Origin of the sequence: Acidaminococcus sp. HCP3S3_G9_1 (assembly GCF_052122455.1) — a bacterium.
GTDB lineage: Bacteria > Bacillota > Negativicutes > Acidaminococcales > Acidaminococcaceae > Acidaminococcus.
This window is the reverse complement of sequence record NZ_JBQKCH010000003.1, coordinates 60,550-77,903: the sequence shown is the minus strand read 5'-3', so window position 1 is coordinate 77,903 and position 17,354 is coordinate 60,550. Positions and strand designations below refer to the sequence as shown.

The following is a 17,354-nucleotide window of genomic DNA, read 5'->3' as shown; positions in this document are numbered from 1 at the left end:
TAAGCCGCTATGCGTCTCTACGACTAGGGGGTTGTTGCACAGAACGTGCAACAACCCCATCCCGGCCTCCCTCTTCACTCTTCCCTATTTTCTTTTTTCACGGTACAATAGAAAGAGGAATCTGATAAAAGGAGGCCTTACCATGCTCGTCCACCATCTGTTGTCCTTTGGTGAACCGGACCGGCTGGCGGTCTTTGACCAGGGCCGTTCCTATACCTACCTGGATCTCCGTACTCTGGTCCGTCAATGCCGGAATGCCCTGTATGCCCAGGGGATCCGGCAGCAGACCCGTGTTGCCATTTTTTCCCGGAAAACCGTCCACTATATCGTTGCTTATCTGGCCCTGGCTTCCCTGGGCGCCATTGCCGTACCCATCAACAGCCAGCTGAGCCAGCGGGAAGTGGGATTCATCCTCCGGGATTCTGAGTCCAGTTTACTGCTCTATACCGGTAATCCTTTTGCCTGGAACGCCCTGGAAGCCACGGCGGATCTGGAGGGATCCATCCGCCAGCTGCCTCTGGACGGGTATCTGGACAGCCCGGCCCCGGAAGCGCCGTCTCTTTCGGAAACCTTCACGGACCAGGAGCCTTTCCTCATCATCTATACTTCCGGCACCACCGGCCGGCCCAAAGGGGCTCTGCTGTCCCACGCCAATGTGACCTGCAACGCCCGCCAGTTCCAGGAAATCCTCCGCATCACCCCAGAGGACCGGGTGCTGGCGGTGCTGCCCCTGTACCACTGTTTCTGCCTGATCACCGCCTTGATCAATCCACTGCTGGTGGGAGCCTCCCTCTTCCTGTATGACAGCGTGAACCTGAAGGACATTGTCCATTTCATCCGGGACCAGCAGCTGACGGTGCTGTACCTGGTGCCTTCCCTCTGTTCCCTGCTCATCCGCCGGGGACAGCCGGAGGACCTGACCTCCGTCCGGTACACCGTGGTGGGAGGCACCGCCATGCCGCTTTCCCTTCTCCAGGCTTTTGAAGCCCGGTACCATCAGCCCATCATTGAAGGATACGGCCTTTCGGAAGCTTCGCCGGTGGTGTCCGTCAATCCCCCGGAGAAGGTGAAAAGCGGCACCATTGGCCTGCCCCTGCCGGAGATCCAGGTGAAGGTGGTGGATCCGGAGGGACGGGAAATGCCCCAGGGCAGCCGGGGCGAACTGCTGGTCAAAGGACCCAATGTGATGCTGGGCTACTGGCATCTGCCGGAAGCCACGGCAGATGCCCTGGTGGACGGATGGCTCCACACAGGCGATGTGGTGGTGGAAGATCAGGACGGATACCTGCGGATCGTGGACCGTCTGAAGGACATGATCATCAGCATGGGGGAAAACATCTATCCCCGGGAAATCGAAGAACTGGTCTATGCCTACCCGGGCATCGACGAAGCGGCGGTCATCGGCATCCCGGACAAGCTCCGGGGCCAGGCCGGATGCTGCTTCTACACGGTCCGGGAAGGGGAAACCGTGGACCCCAGGGCCCTGAAAAAATACCTGCAGCAGAATCTGGCCATCTACAAAGTCCCCCGGGTATTCCGCCAGCTGGAAGCCATGCCCCACCTGGCAACGGGGAAAATCGCGAAGAAGGAACTTAGATGAAAAAGGAGTACTGCACATGAGCGTGCAGTACTCCTTTTTTGTCAGCTGACCGTTGACAGGGCTGTTGCTCACGCAACAGCCCCATTTTTTTATCCCCTTACCAACCGGTAGTACTTCTTCTTCCCCTTCCGGAGCAGCAGGCTTTCTTTGCCGTCGAACAGAGTGTCGTCCACAACGGTGTCCACGTCGGTGATCTTGGCATCTTCGATGGACAGGCCGTTCTGCTGCATCAGCCGGCGGCCTTCGCTCTTGGTGGCGATCACCTTGTTTTCTGCCAGGAGATCCAGCAGACGGCAGCCCCATTCGTCCTTCCGGACGGTGATGGTGGGCACATTGTCCATGTTGCTGCCAGAACCGAACAACGCTTCCGTGGCGTTTTTCGCCTTTTCCGCTTCTGCTTCCCCATGGACGATCTTGGTCACCTCGTAGGCCAATACCTTCTTGGCTTCGTTGATTTCCGCACCCTGGAGAGCCCCCAGCCGCCGGACTTCATCCATGGGCAGGAAAGTCAGCAGCGCCAGGCATTTTTCCACATCCGCATCGTCGATATTCCGCCAGTACTGGTAGAAATCGTAAGGAGAGAATTTCTCCGGATCCAGCCACACAGCGCCGCCTACGGTCTTGCCCATTTTCTGGCCCTGGCTGTTGGTCAGAAGAGTGTTGGTCATGCAGTAGGCAGGCTGGCGGTCCTTCCGGCGGATCAATTCCACCCCGGCGATCATGTTGGACCACTGGTCGTCCCCGCCCAGTTCCATGACGCAGTTGTATTTCTTGTGCAGGGTATAGAAGTCATAGGCCTGCATGATCATGTAGTTCATTTCGAAGAAGGTCAGCCCGTTGTCGCTGGCCAGACGGGTTTTGTAGCAGTCAGCGGCCAGCATCCGGTTCACGGAGAAATGGACCCCTACGCTCCGGAGCATGTCCACATAGTTCAGCTTCAGCAGCCAGTCGGCGTTGTTGGCTACAATGGCCTTCCCTTCGGACAGGTCGATGAACCGGCCGATCTGTTTCTTGAAGCATTCGATATTGTGGTTGATGAATTCCGGGGTAAGCATCTTCCGCATTTCATTCTTGCCGCTGGGGTCTCCGACCATACCGGTGCCCCCGCCCAGCAGGATAATGGGACGGTGGCCGGCCCGCTGCATATGGGCCATGACCATCAGGGCGATGAAGTGACCAACATGGAGGCTGTCCGCAGTAGGGTCAAAGCCAATATAGAAAGTGATCTTTTCCTTTCCCAGCAGTTCTCTGATTTCATCCGGGTGGGACATCTGTTTCAGGTATCCCCGTTCTTCCAGTACATCCAATACGTTCATGGAACATCCTCCTGTAGCAATTTTCAACACAAAAAAGCCGGCTGGCCCGGCCGATGGCAGCCTGACCAGCCCGGTTCCTTATTTCTTGGGTATTTCAGACGTGCAATGAGGGCAGCGGGTAGCTTCCGGATCCACCGGCATTTTGCAGAACGGACACAGGGTGGGTTCTGCTTTGGGTTCTTCTTTCTTGAACCGGTTCATCAGGGACACCAGGCAGAAGATCACAAAGGCCATGATGATGAAATCGATGACATTGGTGATGAAGCTGCCATAGGCGATCACCGGCAGGTTGGCGGCTTTGGCTTCCGCCAGGGTATTCACCTTTTTGCTGGACAGATTGATGAACAGGTCAGAAAAATCCACGCCCCCGATCAGGATCCCCAGAGGGGGCATGATAATGTCGTTGACCACGGAAGAGACAATCTTCCCGAAAGCACCCCCGATGATAACACCGACGGCCATGTCCACCACGTTGCCCCGGAGGGCGAAGTCTTTGAATTCCTTGAAAAAGCTCCCCATCATTGTTCTCCTTTATTTTTTCGGCGGCAGGATTTCCAGCCAGTAGTTGTCCGGATCGGTGATGAAATAAATCCCCATAGCCGGGTTTTCAAAACAGATGCAGCCCATTTTTTCATGCTTGGCATGGGCGGCGGCAAAGTCGTCGGTTTCAAAGGCCAGGTGGAATTCATTGTCCCCCAGGTTGTAGGGTTCCTTCCGGTCCTTCAGCCAGGTCAGTTCCAGCAGATGGCTGGTCTGATGGTCCCCCAGGTACACAATGGTGAAATCCGGGGTTTCGATCCGCCGGGTCTCTTCCAGGCCCAGGGCTTCCTTATAAAAAGCCAGGGATTTCTGAAGGTCCAGCACATTGAAGTTGTTGTGGACAAATTTGAAGTTCATGGATTCTTCCTTTCTTCAGGCTGCCTTTTTCCGTTTGGAAATAATGGACAGGCAGGAACCGAACAGGATCAGGGCGATGCCCACGATCATGTTCACCGTAATGGGCTCATCAATCACCAGCCAGGCCATAAAGGCGGTGAGGATGGGTTTGATGTAAAAAGCCAGGGACGCGGTAGCAGGGTCCGTATATTCCATGGCCAGGAAATAGCTGGCGTATCCCAGCCCCGTCACCCCTACGGCGATGTAGGCCAGAGGCGGGATGTGGGCAGCGGTAAGGCCGCTGAGAATGGGAATGTCCGTAAAGACTTTCAGTCCCAGGGACAGCATCAGGTTCCGCACCGGTTCAAAGGTGGAGATCCCGATCAGGACCAGCATTTCCAAAGACCCGCAGATGAAACTCAGGCTGGTCATGGCAATGCCCCCGTAGCGTTGGGCGTGTTTCCGTCCGGCGATGCCGTACAGGGCAAAAGTCAGGGCAGACAGCAGGATCAGGATGATGCTCAGCTGGCTGCCGGACATGTTCACCGGGTTTACGATGCAGATGATCCCGGCAAAGCTGGCCATCAGGGAAAAGACGGTCAGTTTGTCAATGGGCTCACCCAACAGGAAATAGGCAAACAGCACCACGAACACCGGGTTGCAGCTGAAGATGACCCCGTTTACCGAAGCCTTGCCGTAGACAATGGCCATCTGATACAGGATCATGCTGACCACAACCCCCAGGAAACCGGAAAACAGGAAGAATTTCAGATCCTGTCCGTTCAGCTGGACGTTCTTTTTCTTCAGGGCGCTGAAGGCCATGGGCATCAGCACCAGTCCCCCGATCAGGAACCGGAGGAATGTGATCTGGATGGGATGGAACATGTTCCCGAAAAACTTCAGGGCCGTTTCCATAGTCCCAAACAGAAAGGCGGTTACAAGGACGAAAATATACCCCTTATTCATAAAATTTTACTTGACTCCTTCCAGGATAAAATCCAAAGGAAGCGTCGCGGAGGCGTTTCCTGGGTATAACAGATGGTTATTTCTCACCGATGATCCGGACTTCCGGCTCCAGCCAGACGCCGCTCATGGCGTGGACCCGTTCTTTCACGTCGTCCATCAGCTGGAGGATCTCCGTGGCCGTGGCATGGCCCCGGTTCACCACAAAACCGGTGTGTTTCTCTGATACCTGGGCATCACCTACCCGGTAGCCCCGAAGGCCTGCCTGGTCGATCAGTGCCGCTGCAAAATATCCTGGAGGTCTCTTGAAAGTGCTTCCCGCACTGGGGAAATTCAAAGGTTGTTTACTCACCCGTTTTTGGGTCAGATCATTGATCCGCTGCCGGATAGCTTCCGGATCATCCCGGGTCAGTTCCAGGGTGGCATCCAGAATGATGTCCCCGGTCTCCATCACCACAGAATGGCGGTACCGGAAGTCCATTTCTTCCCGGTCCAGGGTCCGGCATCTGCCCTGGGTATCCGCCACAGTCACCGTACGGACCAGGGTGCCGATTTCGCCCCCGTAGGCACCGGCATTCATAAGAATGGCGCCCCCCAGGCTGCCGGGGATCCCGGAAGCGAATTCCAGGCCGGACAGTCCTCCTTCTGCCGCCGCCGAAGCCAACCGGGAAAGAAGCACCCCTGCTTCCACCCGGATGGTGGTACCTTCAATGGCCAGCTTCTTCAGGCTGCGGCCCAGTTTCACCACACAGCCCCGGACGCCTTTGTCCAGGACCAGCAGGTTGGATCCGTTGCCGATTACCGTAAGCGGGACGTTCTGATGGTGGATCTCCTGAAGGAGGCTGCACACCTCTTCCCGGGTCTCCGGTGCCACCAGAAGGTCCGCCGGCCCCCCTACCCGGAAGGTGGTGTACTGTTCCATAGGGGCATTGATTTGGAATTTCCCGGGCAGGTGTTCTTCCAGAAAAGAAAGTAAACCAGACATGGTCATCAGTCCATAACTTCCTTCAACGTATCACTGAGGGTCTTGGACAGGTCTCCGAACATCATCTGGAACCGGATGTAGGCCTGGATGTATTCTGCGGCCACCGGGTTCAGCTGGAGCACGTTGTACAGTTCCTGCATTTTCTTCACTTTGGCATCATCAGGTTTCTGGCCCTGGTACTGGGCGATTTCCAGTTCCTGTTTCTGCTTCAGGAAATCCTTCACCATGGATTCTGCAGAAGAATCCGAGGCCAGTTTCCCTTTGGCTTCCACCAGCACTTTATATTCATGGGATTCCTTAATGGCTTTGCAAAGATTGTTCATTTCGTCATAAACGTTCATGGTCTGAACCTCCTAAAAATAGATTCATATCTTATTAATTTTACCATAAAAGGATAAAATTTGCAGACAAATTTTTCCAAAGGAAACGCAGCCGGCTCCTTTTCACTGGTTCAGCACCTGGTACCGGCTGCCGGCGTCGTAATCGAAATGCCACCATTCCATATCGCTGGCCGTAAAGCCCTGCAGGGTCATCTGCTGCCGGAGCAGGTCCCTCAGATACCGCTGCTTCTGGGTCCCTCCGGCAAACTGGGCATACTGGGCCGGGGAGGGTTCGTCAAAATCCGAGATCATGGGTACTTCTTCTCCCGTGTCCAGGCTGTACAGGCTCACGTCGATGCTCCGGCCGGAATTGTGGGAATACCCTTCTTCCGCCTTGGGAAGCATATCTGCATGGTCCTTGCCCAAAGCCAGGGTGGCCAGTTTGAAATCCTGCCAGGACCGGTAGGCTTCCCACACTACCAGGCCGTATCCATAGGGCCGCAGTCCGTTCTGGACCCTGGCCAGGGCCTGGGCGGCGCTCCGGTCCAACAGGGCGTTCTGGCGCAGCACCAGAGGCGCCCCGAAAAGATTGTTGTCCGTGGTGTACCGGAGATCCAGCTTTACCCCGGGTACGGTCTGGGCCACATCCACCAGGTCCGCAGTCTTGTCATAGGGCAGACTGGGTGGCACGGCTGCCGCCGCTTCCTTCCGGAGTTCTTCCATGGGGTTGGGAGGCGTCACCCGGACAGGTTTGCCGTTTTCCCCACCGGTGAATCGGCGGGTATAGCTTTTCTGGCCCAGGTTCAGGCTGATCCCCAGGCCGTTCTTGTCACGGTCGAACCGGACCGTGCTGTCCGCATCGGTGTTGGGTCCCACTTCCCGCAGGTCATAATTGTCGTAATGGTTCTTCACCAGCTGGTACACATTACTGCCGGTGTAATCCCGGTCCTGGCTCTGGAACCGGTACAGCAGCTGGAGCTGGCCCTTATTTTCCCGGACCGCCACCTGCTCTCCGTTTCCCTGATAAAAGCCCACCAGGGCCGCTTCTTCCCGGTTCAGTTCCTCCGGTTCCCAGGCTGCCGCCCGGGCCGTCAGTGCCAGCCCCACACAAAGACAGGCTGACAGGATTGCCGTTTTCTTAAACATCCCGGTTCTCTCCTTCCTGTTCCACCGTATCGTCCTCCGGCAGGGGATGGACGTTTTCCACCACTTCCGCCTCGTGGGCCCCGTTGGCATCCACCTTAGACGGAGGGGCACAGGGCGGGAAGGTGATCACAAAGGCCGTGCCCTTGCCCACCTTGCTCTGGACCTGGACCCTGGCCTTGTGCATCCGGATGATTTCCCTGCCGATGGCCAGTCCCAGCCCCGTCCCGGGAATATGCCGGGAATGGGATTTGTCCGCCTTATAGAACCGCTCCCAGATATAGGGAATGTCCTCTTCAGGAATTCCGAAGCCCTGGTCGGCCACGGTAAGCACGGTACCCTTCTGGCGGTTTTCCATCACCTGGAACCGGATTACCGAACTGTCCGGGGAATACTTCATGGCATTGTCCCCCAGGATCATCACCAGCTGATACAGCCGGTCCCCGTTGCCGTACACCAGAAGGCTGTCATCCACATACTGTTCCAACCGGATATCCCGTTTCTTGGCCCGGCCTTCCAGCATGTTCACCACGCTTTCCACCACTTTGCCCAAAGGGATGGGTTCCATTTCCTCTCCTTCACCCCGCTGGAGCCGGCTGATGTCCAGCAGTTCGTTGATCAGCCGTTCCAGCCGCTGGGTTTCGTCGTTGATCAGCTTCCGGTATTTCCTGATGTCTTCCGGATCCGTAATGGTCCCATCGGACAACGCTTCATTGTAGCCCTGGATAATGGTAATGGGAGTCCGGAGCTCGTGGGACACATTGGCCACGAAATCCCGGCGCATCTTTTCCATTTTCCGGCTTTTCCGTACGAACTGTTCCAGATCCCGGCCCAGGGAATTCAGACTCCGTCCCAGGTCCGCCACTTCGTCATCTCCGTCCACTGCCACTTTCAGGGAATAGTCCCCCAGAGCAATGGCCTTGGCGGAATTCTTCATGGAAATCAGAGGCTTCACCATCCGCCGGGTAAGCCCGCTGACAATAATCACACTGACGAACAGGGCGATGATCCCCACAATGATGGTGTAGATGTAAATATCCTTCAGCACCTTGTTCAGGCCTCCCAAAGGAGACGCCAGCAAAAGGGCCCCGGTCACTTCCCCCCGGGTGTCCTTCAGGGGGATCCCCACCATCAGCACCTGTTCCTTGTAGTAGGGATGATAAATCCGTTCATTGACCCGGTCCCCGCTGTACACTTTCGCCAGGGTTTTCCGGAACCGCTCGCTGTTGGGGCCTCCTTCCTGGATCTGCTGATCGATGGCCGCCACGCTTTTCATCCATTTTTCCCGGCGCTTGGCTTCCCGTTCCTGTTTGGAGGAATCTGATCCATCATGGACCTGTTCGTATTCCGTACCAGTTTCCGAAGCCCCGATCAGGTCGAACTGGTTGTTGAACACCCAGATCCGGGCCCCCACCAGCTGGTCCATGGAAGTAAGATATTCCCGAAGGATGGTCTTGTCCATGTGCGTGGCGTCGAAGTACCGGATCATCATGGCCACCTGGCCGCCTTTGTCATTGAGTTCCAGTTCCTTGGTCCGGAAGAAATAATCGGTGATCAGGTAGCTGAGGCCTACGGAAATTCCCACGATAATAGCCAGAATCAGGCCCATGTAACTGTACATGAGCCTGGTGCTTAATGACTTCTTCACTTTTTGACCTCAAACTTGTAGCCCACACCCCAGACGGTCATAATGTCCCAGGTGGAATCCGGCGGAATGTCCAGTTTGTGCCGGACCCGCTTGATATGGGTATCCACAGTACGGGTATCCCCGTAGTAGGTGTAGCCCCAGATCTTTTCCAGCAGCTGGTTCCGGCTGAACACGATCCCCGGATTGGAGGCCAGGCACCAGAGCAGTTCCATTTCCTTGGCGGTGAAGGTGATTTCCCGGCCAAAGGCAACCACCCGGTATTCGCTGAGATTGATCATCAGGTTGGGATATTCCAGCACCTGTTTGTTCTGGCTGTTCATGGAGGCGTTGGTCCGGCGGAGCACCGCTTTCACCCGGGCCACCACTTCCCGGGTATTGAAAGGTTTGGAAATGTAGTCGTCCGCCCCGATCTCCAGTCCCAGGATCCGGTCGTCATCAGAATCCTTGGCCGTGAGCATGATAATGGGAATGTCGGAAATCTTCCGGACCTGTTTGCACACTTCCAGTCCGTCCAATACAGGCATCATAATGTCCAGCAGGATAATGTCCGGCTTGCCGGCCTGGACCTGGACCAGGGCTTCTGCCCCGTCCGCCGCTTCAATGACCTTGAAGCCCTCTTTTTTGAAATAAATGCTTAAAATCTCACGGATCTGCGGTTCGTCATCCGCGATCAATACGGTCTGTTGTTTGTTCATAGAAAGCCCTCACTCTTCTGGCAGAAAGCTGCCGGATTGAAAGAATCCCTTCTTCCAGGACCCATAACTGAGTGTCCAAAAGCGGCACTCCATTGGTTTATTATATCATAAAATGTCAACAGAGGGGGACCGTTGCCTTTGCAGCAGTCCCCCTCCTGGCTCATTTCTTCGACCGGAGCCGGAGATATTCTTTTTTCAGAGCATCAAAGGTTTCGTCACAGATATCGTGTTCGATTTTGCAGGCATCGTGTTCCGCATGTTCCTGGGAGACGCCCAGGGATATAAGGATGTGGGTCAGCACCTGGTGCCGCTCATAGATCCGTTCCGCAATATCCCGGCCGGTTTCCGTCAGGTTCACAAAGCCCGATTCGTCCACCGTAACCAGGCCCTCTGCCCGGAACTTTTTCATGGCCACACTGATGGTGGGCTTGGAATAGCCCATTTCGTTGGCAATATCAATGGAGCGTACCAGCCCCAGACGATTTTTCAGCACCAGGATGGTTTCCAGGTACATTTCCGTGGATTCTGATTCATGGTATTCCATACGTTTTCACCTTATTGCTGCAGCATCGGAGATGCTGGTTATTTTGGTTAGTGTTTACATTCTATTCTACACTATGTTCAGCAATTGTGCAAACGGGGAAGGATCTCCGGTATGTGTCAACAAGTTCTCAGTAAAACCTTCATCACAGTATAGTTATTCATTCATGTCCGAAAGTAAAGAGTGAAGAGTGCAGAGTGAAGAGCATGGGCCCGTAGAGGACGCACAACAGGCGGTTCGCCAGATGTACGAGTCTCCGACCCCAACGCTGTAGGGGCGGGCCTGTCAGGCCCGCCCGTCCCGGCCGCCCAGAGGGCAAAAAATTCTATACCCATACACCCGCGTGCTCCACCCCAGGAGCGACAACACCCGATGTTGTCCCGTAACCAAGGAATCCAGATGTGTCCCCCTTTCAGGGGGACACAGAAGAGGGGCTGCTGCATGCGCAGCAGCCCCTCTCCTCAGGCTGGAGACTTTCCCTTTCCTTACATCAGTTTCCGGAACATTTCGATGACCTGTTCCTTGGTGGCTTCTCTGGGGTTGCCGGGATAGCAGGCGTCGGCCAGAGCGTCTTTGGCCAGCTGGTCCAGGTCTTCTTCCCGGATCTTTTCGTTCTTTTCCGGGATCCCCACGTCCTGGGACAGCTTCCGGACAGCGGCAATGGCAGCATCCCGGTATTCTTCCTGGGTCATGGAATCCACTCCTTCCACCCCCATGGCTTTGGCGATGGCTTTGTATTTGTCGCCGGTGTATTCCTTATTGAATTCCATGGAAATGGGCAGCAGCATGGCGCAGGCTACTCCGTGGGGAGTGTCATAATGGGCGGACAGGGTGTGGGCCATGGAATGGTCGATGCCCAGTCCCACATTGGAAAAGCCCATGCCGGCAATGTACTGGGCCAGGGCCATGCCTTCCCGGCCTTCTTTGGTGTTGGCCACTGCGCCCCGGAGGTTTTCGGCGATCAGCCGGATGGCTTCGATGTGGAACATGTCGGTCATTTCCCAGGCGGCTTTGGTGGTATACCCTTCAATGGCGTGGGTCAGGGCGTCCATGCCGGTGGAAGCGGTGAGGCCTTTGGGCATGCTGGACATCATATCCGGATCCACGAAGGCCACTACAGGCATGTCATGGGGATCCACACAGACGAATTTCCGTTCTTTTTCCACGTCGGTGATCACGTAGTTGATGGTCACTTCCGCAGCGGTACCGGCGGTGGTGGGCACAGCCAGGATGGGCACGGAAGGATTCTTGGTGGGAGCGTAGCCTTCCAGGCTCCAGACGTCAGCAAATTCCGGGTTGGCGATGATGATGCCGATGGCCTTGGAGGTATCCATGGAGGAGCCGCCGCCGATGGCGATGATACAGTCAGCGCCCGAGGCTTTGAAGGCTTCCACCCCGTGCTGGACGTTGGCAATGGTGGGATTGGGTTTGATGTCGGAATAGACGGTGTAGGGAATGTTGGCCGCATCCAGCAGATCGGTGACTTTGGCGGTGACGTTGAACTTCACCAGGTCCGGATCGGAGGCTACGAAAGCTTTGGTGAACCCTCTGTTCTGGAATTCGGTGATGATGTCTTTAATGGCACCGCTGCCGTGATAGGAAGTACCGTTCAAGGAAATTCTGTTTGCCATAAAAAAACTCCCCTTTCTTTTGTTACGGAATCGGAACACAGTCCGTTGTTCTTTGATTCCATTGTAAAAAAGAAAGAGAAGTTCCACAAGTGACACTTTTCCTCATCTGTCACCTTGACTGTTCAGTCATTACCGGAGCAGGTCACAGCGGACGAAAAGGTCCGTAAGAGCAGGCGGCATGGCCTGGAGCATCAGGTCCGCCAGCTGTTCCGGAGCTGCATCCCGGGTTCCCCGTCCCACCCATTTGGCGGTCATGTAGACGGAGGCCTGACAGTACATTTCCAACAGGGCCAGCACTGCCCGCTCCAGGTCTTTCCCGGTCTTTTTCCGGTACAGGTCCTGGTAGAACCCATAGATTTTCCGGAAGTCGTGGTCTTTCAGATTGTTCTGCTGGTCCGACTGGAACGCCGCCCGGAAGAACACCTTTTCCGCCTGGATATAGCGGAATTTCCGGACCAGGCCTTCGTAAATGGTCCTGCCGTAGCCCATTTCCCGGAAGGAATTGGCCAGCAGTTCATCAAAGTACCAGTTCACCAGATCATATTTGTCCAGAAAGTGCCGGTAAAAGGTCTGGCGGGATACCCCGGCCTCCCCGGTGATTTCCTTTACGGTGATGTCTTCCAGGCTCTGCCGGGCCATCAGCCGTTTCACCGCCTCTGCCAGCCGGTATTTGCCCCCGGATTCCCCGGTATGCTGTGATTCCTGTGGTTCTGCCATTGGGTCCGTCCCTCCCTGCTATGGTGTACAGACCCTATTATAGCAAAAAAAGGGGGGTGTGAAAAAATGAAGAATCATTTTTTCACACCCCCTGGTCTCAGGCCGTTGACCCTTGACCTTGTTTACTTCAACAGCCCGCTTTCTTTCCAGGCCCGGGTGACCTTTTCTCTTTCTTCGTCGGTCATGGGGCACAGGGGCAGACGGTAGGGCCCCGGGTTGAAGGGTGTCATCAGTCCTACGGCTTCTTTGATGGGGATGGGGTTGCTCACCAGGAACATGCTCCGGGACTGGAGGACCATGGTCTTGTTCAAGTCCCGGGCCTTCTGGACTTTACCCTGTTCGAAGCTCTGCATCATCTCCTGGATCAGTTCTCCGTTCACATTGCTCAGGACGGAAATCAGCCCTACGGCGCCTACGCTCATAAAAGGCAGGATCAGGGCATCGTCCCCGCTGTAAATGGAGAAATCTTCCGGCACCAGACGGTACAGGTCTTCCACCTGGCTTACATTGCCGGCAGCTTCTTTAATGGCCACAATGTTTTTGCATTCATGGGCCAGACGGGCAACGGTGGCAGGCAAAATATTGCTGCCGGTCCGTCCGGGCACGTTGTAGATCACAATGGGCAGGCTGGTATTGTCTGCAATGGTCTTGAAATGACGGTAGAAACCTTCCTGGGAGGGCTTGTTGTAATAGGGCCCCACCACCAGGACTCCATCGGCGCCCACTTTTTCTGCCAGTTTGTTCATTTCCAGTACATCCGCCGTGTTGTTGGAGCCGGTGCCTACGATCACCTGGCCTTTGCCTTTGGCTCTTACCTTGGCGATGACTTTGGTAAACAGTTCTTCTTTTTCTGCATAGGTCATGGTGGGGGCTTCCCCGCTGGTGCCGCTGACCAGGATGGAATCAGAGCCGTGGTCCAGCAGCCAGGAGGCGAATTCCGCCGTCCCGTCCGCGTTCAGGGAGCCGTCTTCGTTGAAGAAGGTCACCATTGCTGTAATCAGTCTTCCGAAATAAGGTTTCTTGTTCATGCTAACCACCTTTTATTGTTGGAAAGCAGCGTGCAGGGCATTGACTGCTTCTTTTACCTGGGATTCCCGTACAATGGCGGAAATCAGGTTGTCAGAATCTGTAGTTTGAAGGATCTCGATGCCGGCTTTGGCCAGAGCGTTGATGAACCGGGCCATGATGCCAGGCACACCGCCCATATGGGAGCCCACCACGGTCACTTTGGCGCAGTCTTCCACTTTGGTGTACTTGCAGTTTTCCGCTTTCAGCACTTTTTCCGCATCAGCGGCAGCAGCACTGTACACGGCGAACATCAGGGAATGGGGCTGGAGGCTCATGGTACCGATGCTCACTCCGTTTTTGGCCAGGGTGTCGAACAGTTCAGCCCCGTCATTGGTTTCCAGGTTCACGGAGAAGAAGGCGATGTTGTTCTTGCTGGCCACCCCGCAGGCATGTTTTTCTTCCAGGGAATCGGTTTCTTCCATTTCCTTGGGCTGGTCTTCCTTGCTGATCAGGGTACCAGGGGCTTCGGAGAAGGTGCTCTTTACCACCATGGGGACCCCGTAACGCATAACGATTTCCACCGCCCGGGGATGGATGACCTTGGCGCCCTGGTGGGCCATTTCACGGATTTCATCATAAGAGATCTGTTTGATGATGTGGGCATCCTTTACAATCCGGGGATCGGCGGTCATGACCCCGTCCACGTCGGTGTAGATTTCCACCTTGTCCGCATGGACGGCTACCCCGAAGGCGGCGGCAGAGGTATCGCTGCCCCCACGGCCCAGGGTGGTCACGTTCTTGTGATCGGCGGTTACCCCCTGGAACCCGCAGATTACAGGGATGATCCCCTGTTCCACCAGTTCCAGCAGGTTGTCCGGTTCCACCGTGCGGATTTTGGCATTGCCGTATTCATCATCGGTGATCATGCCGGCCTGGCCCCCGGTAAGGGCTTTAGCCTTCAGGCCTTTTTCCTGGAGGGTGGCGGCCATTACCGTGGAGGAGATGATTTCTCCGCAGGCCATCAGAAGATCCAGTTCATGAGGAGCCGGGTTGGGGTTCACACTTTTCAGCATATCGATCATGGTATCCGTAGCAAAGGGATCTCCCCGGCGTCCCATGGCGGACACCACCACAATGGGAGAATATCCCTGGGCAATGGCTTCCTGGACTTTGCCCACCACTTTTTCACGGGTGGCAGGCGTAGCAACGGACGTTCCACCGAATTTTTGTACAATGATTTTCATTTTAAACTCAGGCTCCCCTCGAATATCTCGTTTGGTTTTCTCTTACAGCCAGCCGTTCTTCACCATGGTTTCCGCAATCTGCAGGGTGTTCAGGGCAGCCCCTTTGCGGATCTGGTCCCCTACGCACCAGAAGTTGAAGCTGTTGGCCGCGGATTCATCCCGTCTCAGACGGCCCACATACACATCGTTCTTGCCGGAGGTGTACAGAGGCATGGGATAGATCTGCTGGGAAGGATCGTCCTGGAGCACCACGCCGGGGAAGCCGGCCAGAGCCTTGCGGATGTCTTCCAGTTCCACGTCATGTTCCAGTTCCACGTTGACGGATTCGCTGTGGCTCCGGTATACGGGAACACGGACGGTGGTGGCAGTAATGCGCATTTCCGGATCGGAGAAGATTTTCTTGGTTTCGTTGACCATCTTCATTTCTTCCTTGGTGTACAGGTTGTCCAGGAAGATATCGATCTGGGGCACCAGGTTGAGAGCCAGCGGGAAATGTTTCTTGGCGCTGGCGCTGGGGAAGATCTTGGCGGTCATTTCTTCGCCCCGGGCAGCCTGTTTGATCTGGTTTTCCAGTTCGTCCAGCCCGTCTTTGCCGGCGCCGGAAGCAGCCTGGTAAGTGGAGACGATGATCCGTTTGATCCGGGCCAGATCGTAGATGGGTTTCAGGGCCATGACCATGATGATGGTGGAACAGTTGGGGTTGGCAATGATCCCGTGATGTTTGGTAATGTCCTGAGGGTTCACTTCAGGGACGATCAGAGGCACATCCGGATCCATCCGGTAGGTGCTGGAGTTGTCGATCACCACGGCACCGGCCTTTACGGCAATGGGAGCAAAGGTCTTGGAGATGCTGCCGCCGGCGAACAGGGCCACATCCACCCCATTAAAGGAGTCGGCTTTGGCTTCTTCCACTTTATATGTCTTGCCCCGGACGGTGAGTTCCTTGCCGGCGCTGCGGGCAGAAGCCAGCAGTTTCAGGTTTTTGAAGGGGAAGTCCCGTTCGTTCAGCAGATTGATGAATTCCTGTCCAACGGCGCCCGTAGCACCCAGAATTGCCAAGTTGTATTCTTTCATGATTTTCGTCTCCTCTTATCCTTAATCCAGAATCTGATCCAGTCCGTACACCAGGCCCTTGCGGTTTACCATGGTCCGGCAGCCCAGCATCACACCGGGCATGTAGCATTCCCGGCTCACCGGGTCGTTGCGCACCGTAAGGGTTTCGCCCATGCTGCCGAAGATGATTTCCTGGCTGGCTACGAACCCGGGCAGCCGTACGCTGTGGATCCGCATCCCTTCATATTCGCTGCCTCTGGCATGGGGCAGTTTCTCCACTTCATCGGGATTCCCCTGCTGGACAAAGCCGCCCCGGACTTCCGCCAGTTTCTGGGCGGTAAGGATGGCCGTGCCGCTGGGAGCGTCCAGCTTTTTGTCATGATGCATTTCGATGATCTCCACCTGGGGGAAGTATTTGGCCACTTCTGCGGCGATTTTCATCATCAGCACCGCCCCCATGGCAAAGTTGGGACAAACCAGGATGCCCACGTTGTTCTTTTCCGCCAGGCCCTTCAGTTCACCCAGGTTTTCCTGGGTGAAGCCGGTGGTGCCTACTACGGCGTTGACCCCGGCGTTCAGGATGATCCGCAGGTTCCCCATGACCACATCCGGCCGGGTGAAGTCCACCACCACATCGGGCTTATGGGCTTCCAGGGCCTGTACCAGGTCCGTATCCACCGGGCAGCCTTCCACGGTTTTGTCCTTGCCGAATACGTCCACGGCGCCCACCAGTTCCATATCCTTCTGCTGCAGGACCGTTTGTACCACTGTATGCCCCATTCTGCCCAGGGCACCGTTTACCATCACTTTGATCATTCTGTGCATCTCTCCTTTGTTGATCCTTTGGGAGACAAAAAAGCAGGTCATCGAGGCGAGCCCAATGACCTGCAAGAAAAGAAGCCGCTCCTGCCGTGGCAGGGGACTTGGTTCCGTTCCCATTGATAGCTCTCCACCCAAAGGCGACAGTCTGCAGATTGTTCACCTGCATCCCAGCATAAGCGCGCACCCGCAGCTTTGCTTCGGCGGTTCCCCTTTCATTCCCCTCAACGGTGTCCCTCAGAGAATTACTGATGTTTTCCGCGCCTCTATCTTTTGTTTAGTTATGGTAACAGTATAGGAGTTTATCTTCAACTTGTCAACCTTTATTCACTACCGAAGACAACTTTTTTCAGTCCCGGAGCCCTTTCCGCAGTTCCGCCTGGGTCCGGCTGAAGAAATTTGTTAAATCTTTTACAAACTGCTGGGAATATACCGTGCTGTCAATGGTGCTCCGTTTGGCAAAGATGGCTTTCTGCTGGGCCAGGTTCTGGCCTTCGTAGCCCCGGAGAGCTTCCACCAGCCCATCATAGGTGGCTCCGTAGCTGTAATCCGGAGTGGCTTCCATCTGTTTGCCCAGGGCCAGGTAGAATTCATTCCATTCTTCTTTGGAAAGGTCCTTTTTCAGGGCCGTCAGGCAGCCCCGGATCAGGTGAGCCTTCAAATAAATATATTCCCGGAGGGCCGTTTCCCGCTGTTCCGGGAACAGTTTGAACCATTCATACAGCTGGTAGCCGCCCCAGTCTCCCATGGTGTCCACCAGGCCGATCATTTTCTTCCATTTATTGTCCGTCATGG

18 protein-coding genes and 1 riboswitch are annotated in these 17,354 nt (G+C 55.5%); of the genes, 1 reads left to right on the top strand and 17 read right to left on the bottom strand.

Annotated features, from left to right (window positions below; translation table 11 throughout):
* The first annotated feature begins 142 nt into the window (after positions 1-142).
* A complete protein-coding gene (locus tag ACTQY1_RS02950; RefSeq protein WP_022487604.1) occupies positions 143-1,600 on the top strand; it encodes a class I adenylate-forming enzyme family protein in 1,458 nt (485 codons plus the stop codon).
* Between the two features lie 89 nt (positions 1,601-1,689).
* Here the strand turns inward: ACTQY1_RS02950 and tyrS are convergent, their stop codons facing one another.
* The 17 genes from tyrS to ACTQY1_RS02865 all read right to left on the bottom strand — a co-directional run bounded on the left by tyrS (position 1,690) and on the right by ACTQY1_RS02865 (position 17,352).
* The gene (gene tyrS / locus ACTQY1_RS02945) at positions 1,690-2,916 is read right to left on the bottom strand and encodes a tyrosine--tRNA ligase (protein ID WP_022487603.1); all 1,227 of its coding nucleotides are present in this window, start codon (positions 2,914-2,916) and stop codon (positions 1,690-1,692) included.
* A gap of 78 nt (positions 2,917-2,994) precedes the next feature.
* Positions 2,995-3,435: a large conductance mechanosensitive channel protein MscL gene (gene mscL, locus ACTQY1_RS02940; protein WP_195839627.1), complete on the bottom strand. Its 441-nt coding sequence runs from the start codon at positions 3,433-3,435 to the stop codon at positions 2,995-2,997.
* Positions 3,436-3,447: 12 nt separating this feature from the next.
* Positions 3,448-3,813, bottom strand: coding sequence for a VOC family protein (locus ACTQY1_RS02935; protein ID WP_012938203.1), 366 nt, complete (start codon positions 3,811-3,813; stop codon positions 3,448-3,450).
* Positions 3,814-3,828: 15 nt separating this feature from the next.
* Complete coding sequence (locus ACTQY1_RS02930; RefSeq protein WP_022487602.1) at positions 3,829-4,758, bottom strand: DMT family transporter; 930 nt, start codon at positions 4,756-4,758, stop codon at positions 3,829-3,831.
* Between the two features lie 76 nt (positions 4,759-4,834).
* Positions 4,835-5,746, bottom strand: a complete 912-nt coding sequence (murB, locus tag ACTQY1_RS02925; protein ID WP_022487601.1) for a UDP-N-acetylmuramate dehydrogenase — start codon at positions 5,744-5,746, stop codon at positions 4,835-4,837.
* Positions 5,746-6,081: a YlbF family regulator gene (locus ACTQY1_RS02920; protein WP_022487600.1), complete on the bottom strand. Its 336-nt coding sequence runs from the start codon at positions 6,079-6,081 to the stop codon at positions 5,746-5,748. The genes murB and ACTQY1_RS02920 overlap by 1 nt, the downstream gene beginning before the upstream one ends.
* Before the next feature lie 102 nt (positions 6,082-6,183).
* Entirely contained in the window at positions 6,184-7,206 is a 1,023-nt protein-coding gene (locus ACTQY1_RS02915) for a M15 family metallopeptidase (protein ID WP_195839626.1), read from the bottom strand.
* On the bottom strand, positions 7,199-8,851 hold the full coding sequence (locus ACTQY1_RS02910; RefSeq protein ID WP_279127104.1) for a sensor histidine kinase: 1,653 nt from the start codon (positions 8,849-8,851) through the stop codon (positions 7,199-7,201). The genes ACTQY1_RS02915 and ACTQY1_RS02910 overlap by 8 nt, the downstream gene beginning before the upstream one ends.
* Positions 8,848-9,546, bottom strand: a complete 699-nt coding sequence (locus ACTQY1_RS02905; protein WP_022487597.1) for a response regulator transcription factor — start codon at positions 9,544-9,546, stop codon at positions 8,848-8,850. The genes ACTQY1_RS02910 and ACTQY1_RS02905 overlap by 4 nt, the downstream gene beginning before the upstream one ends.
* A 160-nt stretch (positions 9,547-9,706) precedes the next feature.
* Complete coding sequence (locus ACTQY1_RS02900) at positions 9,707-10,090, bottom strand: metal-dependent transcriptional regulator (RefSeq protein ID WP_022487596.1); 384 nt, start codon at positions 10,088-10,090, stop codon at positions 9,707-9,709.
* Positions 10,091-10,572: 482 nt separating this feature from the next.
* Positions 10,573-11,718 (bottom strand): lactaldehyde reductase, encoded by a 1,146-nt coding sequence (gene fucO / locus ACTQY1_RS02895; protein ID WP_441373776.1) that lies wholly within the window; start codon positions 11,716-11,718, stop codon positions 10,573-10,575.
* 129 nt (positions 11,719-11,847) lie between these two features.
* The gene (locus tag ACTQY1_RS02890; protein ID WP_022488300.1) at positions 11,848-12,435 is read right to left on the bottom strand and encodes a TetR family transcriptional regulator; all 588 of its coding nucleotides are present in this window, start codon (positions 12,433-12,435) and stop codon (positions 11,848-11,850) included.
* 122 nt (positions 12,436-12,557) lie between these two features.
* A complete protein-coding gene (dapA, locus tag ACTQY1_RS02885; protein ID WP_022488301.1) occupies positions 12,558-13,463 on the bottom strand; it encodes a 4-hydroxy-tetrahydrodipicolinate synthase in 906 nt (301 codons plus the stop codon).
* A 12-nt stretch (positions 13,464-13,475) separates the two neighbouring features.
* Positions 13,476-14,687 carry an aspartate kinase gene (gene dapG, locus ACTQY1_RS02880; RefSeq protein WP_022488302.1) on the bottom strand — a complete coding sequence of 404 codons (1,212 nt, stop codon included), beginning with the start codon at positions 14,685-14,687 and terminating at the stop codon, positions 13,476-13,478.
* Between the two features lie 42 nt (positions 14,688-14,729).
* On the bottom strand, positions 14,730-15,761 hold the full coding sequence (locus ACTQY1_RS02875; RefSeq protein WP_022488303.1) for an aspartate-semialdehyde dehydrogenase: 1,032 nt from the start codon (positions 15,759-15,761) through the stop codon (positions 14,730-14,732).
* A gap of 21 nt (positions 15,762-15,782) precedes the next feature.
* On the bottom strand, positions 15,783-16,556 hold the full coding sequence (gene dapB / locus ACTQY1_RS02870; RefSeq protein WP_022488304.1) for a 4-hydroxy-tetrahydrodipicolinate reductase: 774 nt from the start codon (positions 16,554-16,556) through the stop codon (positions 15,783-15,785).
* 118 nt (positions 16,557-16,674) lie between these two features.
* Positions 16,675-16,836: riboswitch (Lysine riboswitch) on the bottom strand.
* A 72-nt stretch (positions 16,837-16,908) separates the two neighbouring features.
* A complete protein-coding gene (locus tag ACTQY1_RS02865; protein WP_022488305.1) occupies positions 16,909-17,352 on the bottom strand; it encodes a hypothetical protein in 444 nt (147 codons plus the stop codon).
* Between the last annotated feature and the right edge of the window lie 2 nt (positions 17,353-17,354).